Annotated in this window: 7 protein-coding genes and 2 rRNA genes; 8 read left to right on the top strand and 1 reads right to left on the bottom strand. The window is 68.6% G+C overall.

Annotated elements, in window-relative coordinates:
• Together D6682_08030 and rrf are read left to right on the top strand one after the other, a co-directional pair.
• Positions 1-360, top strand: a 23S ribosomal RNA gene (locus D6682_08030); the annotation flags it as partial.
• 76 nt (positions 361-436) lie between these two features.
• Positions 437-551 (top strand): 5S ribosomal RNA (gene rrf, locus D6682_08025).
• Between the two features lie 88 nt (positions 552-639).
• Here the strand turns inward: rrf and ilvB are convergent.
• A complete protein-coding gene (gene ilvB, locus D6682_08020; protein RMH50068.1) occupies positions 640-2,352 on the bottom strand; it encodes a biosynthetic-type acetolactate synthase large subunit in 1,713 nt (570 codons plus the stop codon).
• Between the two features lie 199 nt (positions 2,353-2,551).
• Between ilvB and D6682_08015 the strand changes: the two genes are divergently transcribed.
• From D6682_08015 to D6682_07990, 6 genes are all read left to right on the top strand, one after another.
• Complete coding sequence (locus D6682_08015; protein RMH50067.1) at positions 2,552-3,340, top strand: hypothetical protein; 789 nt, start codon at positions 2,552-2,554, stop codon at positions 3,338-3,340.
• Positions 3,340-4,044 (top strand): endonuclease III domain-containing protein, encoded by a 705-nt coding sequence (locus D6682_08010; GenBank protein ID RMH50066.1) that lies wholly within the window; start codon positions 3,340-3,342, stop codon positions 4,042-4,044. Before D6682_08015 ends, D6682_08010 begins: the two co-directional genes overlap by 1 nt.
• A 72-nt stretch (positions 4,045-4,116) precedes the next feature.
• Positions 4,117-5,247, top strand: a complete 1,131-nt coding sequence (gene sucB, locus D6682_08005; protein RMH50075.1) for a dihydrolipoyllysine-residue succinyltransferase — start codon at positions 4,117-4,119, stop codon at positions 5,245-5,247.
• A complete protein-coding gene (locus D6682_08000) occupies positions 5,244-5,777 on the top strand; it encodes a histidine phosphatase family protein (protein ID RMH50065.1) in 534 nt (177 codons plus the stop codon). Before sucB ends, D6682_08000 begins: the two co-directional genes overlap by 4 nt.
• Positions 5,777-6,319: a DUF4149 domain-containing protein gene (locus D6682_07995; GenBank protein ID RMH50074.1), complete on the top strand. Its 543-nt coding sequence runs from the start codon at positions 5,777-5,779 to the stop codon at positions 6,317-6,319. Before D6682_08000 ends, D6682_07995 begins: the two co-directional genes overlap by 1 nt.
• On the top strand, positions 6,319-7,365 hold the full coding sequence (locus D6682_07990; protein ID RMH50073.1) for an AI-2E family transporter: 1,047 nt from the start codon (positions 6,319-6,321) through the stop codon (positions 7,363-7,365). Before D6682_07995 ends, D6682_07990 begins: the two co-directional genes overlap by 1 nt.
• Positions 7,366-7,412: the final 47 nt, after the last annotated feature.

The following is a 7,412-nucleotide window of genomic DNA, read 5'->3' as shown; positions in this document are numbered from 1 at the left end:
GTTCGCCGATTAAAGTGGTACGTGAGCTGGGTTTAGAACGTCGTGAGACAGTTCGGTCCCTATCTACCGTGGGCGTTGGAGAGTTGAGAGGATCTGTCCCTAGTACGAGAGGACCGGGATGGACGAACCTCTGGTGTTTCTGTTGTCCCGCCAGGGGCACTGCAGGGTAGCCACGTTCGGAACGGATAACCGCTGAAGGCATCTAAGCGGGAAACCGGCCTCAAGATGAACTCTCCCGGAGCCTTGAGCTCCCTGAAGGGCCCTGGAAGACTACCAGGTTGATAGGCTGGGTGTGGAAGCGCAGCAATGCGTGGAGCTGACCAGTACTAACCGCCCGTGCGGCTTAACCATGCAACGTCAAGCCATTGGTGTCAGCATCCGTCGGGTGCTGATCGCTGCATGCGGCGATCGATCGACGACTGACCCGTACCGGTTTCCTGGTGTCCATAGCGAGAGGGAAACGCCTGATCCCATTCCGAACTCAGAAGCTAAGCCTCTTTGCGCCGATGGTACTGCAGGGTTCCCTGTGGGAGAGTAGGTAGATGCCAGGAGTCTTCCCGAAGGCCCGCCGTGGAGCGTATGCTCCGGCGGGCCTTTGTCGTTTATACCTTTCCGGCCCGGCCTTTCCGCCCCGGCGGTTCAGCTTCCCTCCGGGGCCAGCACCATCTCATCGAGCGCGGCGCCCGCCGGCACCATCGGATAGACGTTCTCCTCCCCCTCGACGGCGATGTCGAGGATCATGAAGCGCTCGCGTTCGCCCAGCGCCCGCTCGATCGCCGCATCGAGCTGGTCGAGCCGCTCCACCCGGATGCCGATGCCCCCGTAGGCCTCGGCCAGCTTGGCGAAGTCGGGCAGGGCGTCGAAGTAGGAGTGGGCGTAGCGCTGTTCGTAGAACATCTGCTGCCACTGGCGCACCATGCCGAGGTAGCCGTTGTTGAGGATCACGATGGTGATCGGCAGTTTGTACTGGAAGGCGGTGGCCAGCTCCTGGATGCACATCTGGATCGAGCCGTCCCCGGTGATGACGATGCAGCGCTCATCCGGGGCGGCCATCTGGGCGCCCAGCGCCGCCGGCAGGCCGTAGCCCATGGTGCCCAGCCCGCCGGAGGTGAGCCAGCGCCGCGGCCGGCGGAAGCCGTAGTGTTGTGCGGCCCACATCTGGTGCTGGCCGACGTCGGTGGCCAGGATGGCATTGCCGTCGGTGGCGGCGTGCAGCCGGCGCAACACCTCCTGCGGTTTGATCGCCCCATCCTTCGGCTGGTGGTAGGCGAGCGAGTCGCGCTCACGCCAGCGGTTGATCTGCTGCCACCAGAGGGGCGACGCCTCGGGATCGGGTCTGCCCTCGCGCCGGATCACCTCGTCGATCAGCTGCTTGAGCACGGTTCCGACGTCGCCGACGATCGGCAGGTGGGCGTGGACGTTCTTCGAGATCGAAGAGGGGTCGACGTCGATGTGGATCACCCGCGCACCGGTGGCGAAGCGGTCGAGACGGCCGGTGACTCGGTCGTCGAAGCGCGCGCCGACGGCGAGCAGCAGATCGCAGTGAGAGACCGCCATGTTGGCTTCGTAGGTGCCGTGCATCCCGAGCATGCCGAGGAAGTGGGGATCGTCGTAGGGGATCCCTCCCAGCCCCATCAGGGTGTTGGTCACCGGTAGATTGAGCAGTCGTGCCAGTTCCGTCAGCCGTTCGGCGCCGCCCGGGGAGGAGATCACCCCCCCGCCCGAGTAGACCACGGGCCGCTGTGCGGCGAGCAGCATCCTGGCCGCCCGCCGGACCTGGCCGGGATGGCCGTAGGTGACCGGCTTGTAAGAGCGCATCTCCACCGTTTCCGGGTAGCGGAAGGTGCAGGAGGCGTTGCTCACATCCTTGGGGATGTCGACCAGCACCGGGCCGGGCCGGCCGGTGGTGGCGATGTGGAACGCCTGCCGGATGGTCAGCGCCAGATCCTCCACCCGCTTGACCAGGAAGTTGTGTTTGGTCGCCGAACGGGTGATCCCGACGGTGTCGGCCTCCTGGAAGGCGTCGTTGCCGATCAGGGAGGTGGGCACCTGCCCGGAGAAGCAGACGGTGGGGATCGAGTCGGCGTAGGAGTCGGCCAGGCCGGTGACGGCGTTGGTGGCGCCGGGGCCGGATGTGACAATGGCCACGCCGCACTTGCCGGAGACCCGGGCGTAGCCGTTGGCGGCGTGCAGCGCCGCCTGCTCGTGGCGCACCAGGATGTGGCGGAAGGTGTCCTGTTTGAAGATCTCGTCGTAGATGGTCAACACCGCCCCGCCGGGGTAGCCGAAGATCACCTCCACCCCTTCCCGTTTAAGACATTCGACGAAGATCTGTGCTCCGGTACGTTTCACGATCGATTCGCAAAAAGGCCGTCCATGGACCTCTTGGCTTCCCGGGAATCGAAGGGCGCGCGCATCCGGTTCCCTCTCAAAACCCCGTTTGCATGCGCAAGCTTCGGTTTTGCGCGGCCGTCCGTGGCCGCGATGACGGGGTCTTGCGAAACCATCGGTTTCCTAAGACCACCATCCGGTGGCATTCCCTGTCGCCCCAATGTTCGGGGCTCGGCGTCGCGGGTCAAATCCTGCTTGTTCCACCGCCGGGAGTGCACTAGCAATCGAGGTCGTGGGATTCGCCGACGGGATGTGCGACATGGTGCGGGGATTGGTGTTGTTGTGGCGGGATATGCGGCTGCGGGCGATGGTGTCGCGCATGGTGTGGATCCTGCTGGCGCTGATCGTGCTGGCCGCGGTCGGCGGCTTCGCGCTCACCCGGATTGTGGAGCGGTCGCTGATGCCGCCGGAGACGGCGTGGTATGCGCCGCTGCTCGGCTTCCTGCTGGGTGTGCTGGCGCTGCTCGTCGGGCTGCTGCTGGCGCTGATGCTGTACATGACTCTGGCAGGGATTCTGGCCGCACCGCTGATCGAGCCGATGGTGCGCCATGCGGCGGCATTGCGCGGCGAGCGGCTTCCCGACGATCCTCCGGGGGGTGCGCTGCGGGTGGTCTGGCGGGCGGCGTCGAACAGTGTGCGGCCGCTGTTGCATCTGCTGCTTTGCGGCGTGGGGGCGCTGCTGCTCTGGTGGGTGCCGCTGGTTGGCCCGCTGTTGGCCGCGGCGGTGTGGACGCTGGGCTCGATGCGCTATCTCTGCTTCGAGCTGATCGACGCGCGCGCGGCGCTGCTCGGCTGGGGCTATGGCCGGCGGCGGGAGGAGTTGCGACATCACGCCGGCTACTGGATCGGGGCGGCCTGTATGGCGACGGCGCTGCTGCTGGTGCCCCTGCTCAACCTGCTGGTGCTGCCGGCGGCAGCAGTGGGGCTGCGTCGCCCCCGCGCCGGTTGATGCCGAAGGAGCCCTCCACGCCGCCTCGGCGGGAGCCGCCGCTCGATCGGCTCTACCGCCTGCTGTTCGACCACTACGGCCCGCAGCACTGGTGGCCGGCCGAGGGGCCGTTCGAGATGATGGTCGGCGCCATCCTCACCCAGAACACCGCCTGGCGGAACGTCGCACGGGCGATCGACGGGCTGCGATCGGCAGGCTTGCTCGATCCGGCGGCGCTGCTCGATGCCGACGAGGCGCGGCTGGAGCAGCTCATCCGGCCGGCGGGCTACTTCCGGCAGAAGGCGGCCAGGTTGCGGCGGCTGGCCGCCTTCGTGCGGGCGCAGGGAGGGGTGGAGCGGATGCGGGCGGTCGATGGCGCGCGGATGCGCCGCATGCTGCTGGCGCTCAACGGCGTGGGGCCGGAGACTGCCGACTCCATCCTGCTTTATGCGCTCGATCATCCCTTCTTCGTGATCGACGCCTACACCGTGCGGTTGCTCTCCCGCCTGGGCTGGGTGGCGCCGACCGTCGGCTATGCGCCGCTGCAGGCGTTGTTTCAACGCGGGCTGCCGCGCGATGTGGCGCTGTTTCAGGAGTTTCATGCCTTGATCGTGGCGCATGCCAAGGCATATTGCCGCAAGCGCGCGCACTGCGCTGGTTGTCCGCTGGTCGGCCCGCTAGCCTGCGAGGAGGGGGCGCGGCATCAGGCGACGTCGGCCGGATGAACCTGGGCGGTGCAGCCGGGCGCGCGGGGGGACTGGATCGATGCAGTCCATGGACGGAGTTGGGGTGACGGGATCATGATCGAGATCAAGGTGCCCGCACTGGGCGAATCGGAATCGGAGGCGACGCTGGTGTCGTGGGCCAAGCAGGTCGGCGATGCGGTGGCGGTGGACGATGTGCTGGCCGAGGTGGAGAGCGACAAGATCACCCTGGAGATCACCGCGCTCGATGCCGGCGTGCTGCGTGCGCAGCACAAACAGGCTGGAGATGTGGTCGCTCCGGGCGAGGTGATCGGCCTGATCGAGCCGGGAGTGGAGGCCGCTGCATCGCCGGCGGAGGCGGCCGAAGCGCCCGGGGCGCCATCCGCGCCGACGAGGGAGGTTTCGGAAGCCCCGAGCACTGGGCGGTCGGCCACCGCGGCGGCGGTGGAGGCGGAGCGGGCGCGGCGGGAGGCGCCACAGGAGGCACAGACGGCGCCGGAGCAGGCTCCACCTGAGGCGGCCGAGCGGCTGCAGGAGCGGCGGCCGATGAGCCGGTTGCGCAAGCGGATCGCCACCCGGCTGAAGCAGGCGCAGAACAGTGCCGCGATGCTGACCACCTTCAACGAGGTGGACATGCAGGCGGTGATCGACCTGCGTACCCGCTACCGCGACCAGTTCCAGGCGAGCCACGGCGTCGGGCTGGGCTTCATGTCCTTCTTCCTGCGGGCTGCGGTGATCGCGCTGGCCCGCTATCCGGTGCTCAACGCCTACATCGACGGCGACGACGTGGTCTACCACAACTACGCCGACATCGGGGTGGCGGTTTCCACCGACCGCGGGCTGGTGGTGCCGGTGGTGCGCGACGCCGGAACCAAGAGCCTCGCCGAGCTGGAGCGGGCGGTTGCCGAGCTGGCCCGCAAGGCGCGCGAGGGGGGGCTGATGCCCGAGGATCTCCAGGGCGGAACCTTCTCCATCACCAACGGCGGGGTCTTCGGTTCGCTGCTCTCCACCCCGATCCTCAATCCGCCGCAGAGTGCGATTCTCGGCATGCATGCCATCAAGAAGCGACCGGTGGTGGTGCAGGACCAGGTGGTGATCCGCCCGATGATGTATCTGGCGCTGACCTACGACCACCGCCTGATCGACGGCAAGGAGGCGGTGCAGTTCCTGGTGGCGGTCAAGGAGGCGATCGAGATGCCGGCGGCACAACTGCTCGATCTGTGACGGCGGTGCAGGGGGCCGGGAGTACCGCCATCGAGGAGGCGGTCGGAGGGGGGAGGCCACGGAGCCTGCTGATCCTGCGTCACGGTCAGGCGGGCAGTGCCGTGCGCGACTTCGACCGCCCTCTGACCGGGCGCGGCCGTCGGGCCGCGGAGGCCGTCGGCGACTGGCTGCTGGAGGCCGGTTTGATCCCCGAGCGGGTGATCGCCTCGGCGGCACGGCGCACCACGGAGACGGCGCGCCTCTGCTGTGGGCGGATCGGTCTGCCCGAGGAGCGGATCACACTTTCCCGCGCGCTCTACGGCGCCGATTGCGACGACTGGCTGGCCGAGCTGGCCGCGCTGCCCGAGGCGGCGCGGGTGGTGCTGCTGGTCGGCCACAACCCCACCCTCTCCTGGCTTGCCGGCCGGTTGAGCGGCGAAGCGATTTCCCTGGCCACCGCCGATCTTGCCTGGCTGACCACGGAGGGGGGCTGGTCGGCGCCGATGCGGCTGCAGCGGCTGGTGCGCTCCCGCGCGTTGACCGGCGCGTGATGCCGGCGTTGCAGGAGCGCGGCGCCCTCTCCTCGCGTCTGCGGCTGTGCCTTGCCGCGGCCGGATGCCGTCTGGCGCTGGCGCTGATGCTGGGGCTGCTGGTGGTCCCCGGCTTCGTCGCGGCGCCGCTGCTCTTCGCCCACGCCCCCAGCCGGATGGAGGCGGGAATGCTCGCCGGGGCGCTCTTCCACGCCGCCAATCAGGCGCTGCTGTTGCTGGCCGCGGCGGTGGCCGCCTTCTGGCTGCGTCTGCGTGCGGCTGGCTGGCCGATCGGGCGGTTGCGCTGGCTCGCGCTGCTGCTGATCGTGCTGGCGGTCGCGCTCAACCTTTGGGGGCTGGCGCCGGCGATGGAGGCGCTCAAGCAGGCGATGCCGCACGGGTACGATGCGCTGGCCCCCGATGATCCGCTGCGCCGCCGCTTCGCCCTGCTGCACGGGATCAGCTCCTCCATCCATCTGGTCGCCTCGCTCGCCGCGGCGCTGCTGGTGGCGTTGGGGGTGCGGTCTGCCGCCGCCGGAGAGGGATCGTGTTCGACTGGTTGATGGCCCGGCTGCGCGCCGACGCGCAGTTGACCATGCTGCTGGCCTCGCTGCTGGCCATCTTCCTGTTGTGGATGCTGCTCGGGCGGGTGCTGGCGCCGCTCTTCGTCGCCGTGGCGCTCGCCTATGTGCTGGAGGGGGTGGTGGCACTGCTCTGCCGGCTGCGTCTGCCGCGCCTTTTGGCCATCACCCTGGTCGGCCTGGGATGTCTGGTGATCGTCCTCTTCTCGCTGCTGGCGCTGCTTCCGCTGCTCACCGAGCAGATCGGGCGGCTGGTGGCCCATGTGCCGGACTACATCGCGGCGACCCGCACCTCGCTGCGCGCGCTGCAGGCCCACTACGCCGGTTGGGTGGCGCCCGAGGCGCTGCCGCAGCTGATCGCCGCCGGCGCCGGCAAGATGCAGGAGTGGGGCGGGCGGCTGCTCTCCTTTTCCATCGCCTCGATCCCCGGGGTGATCACCCTGCTGGTCTACGCCGTGCTGGTGCCGGTGCTGGTCTTCTTCCTGCTCAAGGACAAGGAGGAGATCATGGCCTGGGCGGCGCAGTTCCTGCCGCGCGAGCGCACGCTGCTGGTGCGGGTCTGGCATGAGCTCGACATCCAGATCGGCAACTACATCCGCGGCCGCTTCTGGGAGTCTCTGGCCGTCGGCCTGGCCATGTGGCTGCTCTTCGCCCTGATGGATCACCAGTACGCCCTCCTGCTGGCGGTGTTGACCGGCATCTCGGTTTGGGTGCCGTTCGTCGGCGCGGTGGTGGTCGGGCTGCCGGTGGTGCTGCTCTCCTTCTTCCAGTGGGGCTGGGCGGAGGAGACCCTCTATGCGCTCGGCGCCTATGTGCTGGTGCAGCTGCTCGATGCCAACATCGTCATCCCCTGGCTCTTCTCCGAGATGGTCAACCTCCATCCGGTGGCGATCATCGTCGCGGTGCTGCTCTTCGGCAGCCTGGGCGGGATGCTCGGCGTCTTCCTGGCCATCCCGCTCGCCGCGCTGGTGCAGAGCGTGCTGACCATCGTCATCGAGCGCTGGCGCGGCCCGGGGCGGCCGGCGTGAGCGATGTCGGTGCGCGGCGGGTGCGCTGGTACGGCTTCCGCTCGCCG

The organism is Zetaproteobacteria bacterium (genome assembly GCA_003696765.1).
GTDB lineage: Bacteria > Pseudomonadota > Zetaproteobacteria > Mariprofundales > J009 > RFFX01.
This window is presented reverse-complemented; position numbering and strand designations above follow the sequence as displayed.

Excerpts from the sequence above, each read along its gene's own strand:
- D6682_08015 (RMH50067.1), top strand. The coding sequence starts at position 2,552 with ATGTTCGGGGCTCGGCGTCGCGGGTCAAATCCTGCTTGTTCCACCGCC.
- D6682_08010 (RMH50066.1), top strand. The coding sequence starts at position 3,340 with ATGCCGAAGGAGCCCTCCACGCCGCCTCGGCGGGAGCCGCCGCTCGAT.
- D6682_07995 (RMH50074.1), top strand. The coding sequence starts at position 5,777 with ATGCCGGCGTTGCAGGAGCGCGGCGCCCTCTCCTCGCGTCTGCGGCTG.
- D6682_07990 (RMH50073.1), top strand. The coding sequence starts at position 6,319 with ATGGCCCGGCTGCGCGCCGACGCGCAGTTGACCATGCTGCTGGCCTCG.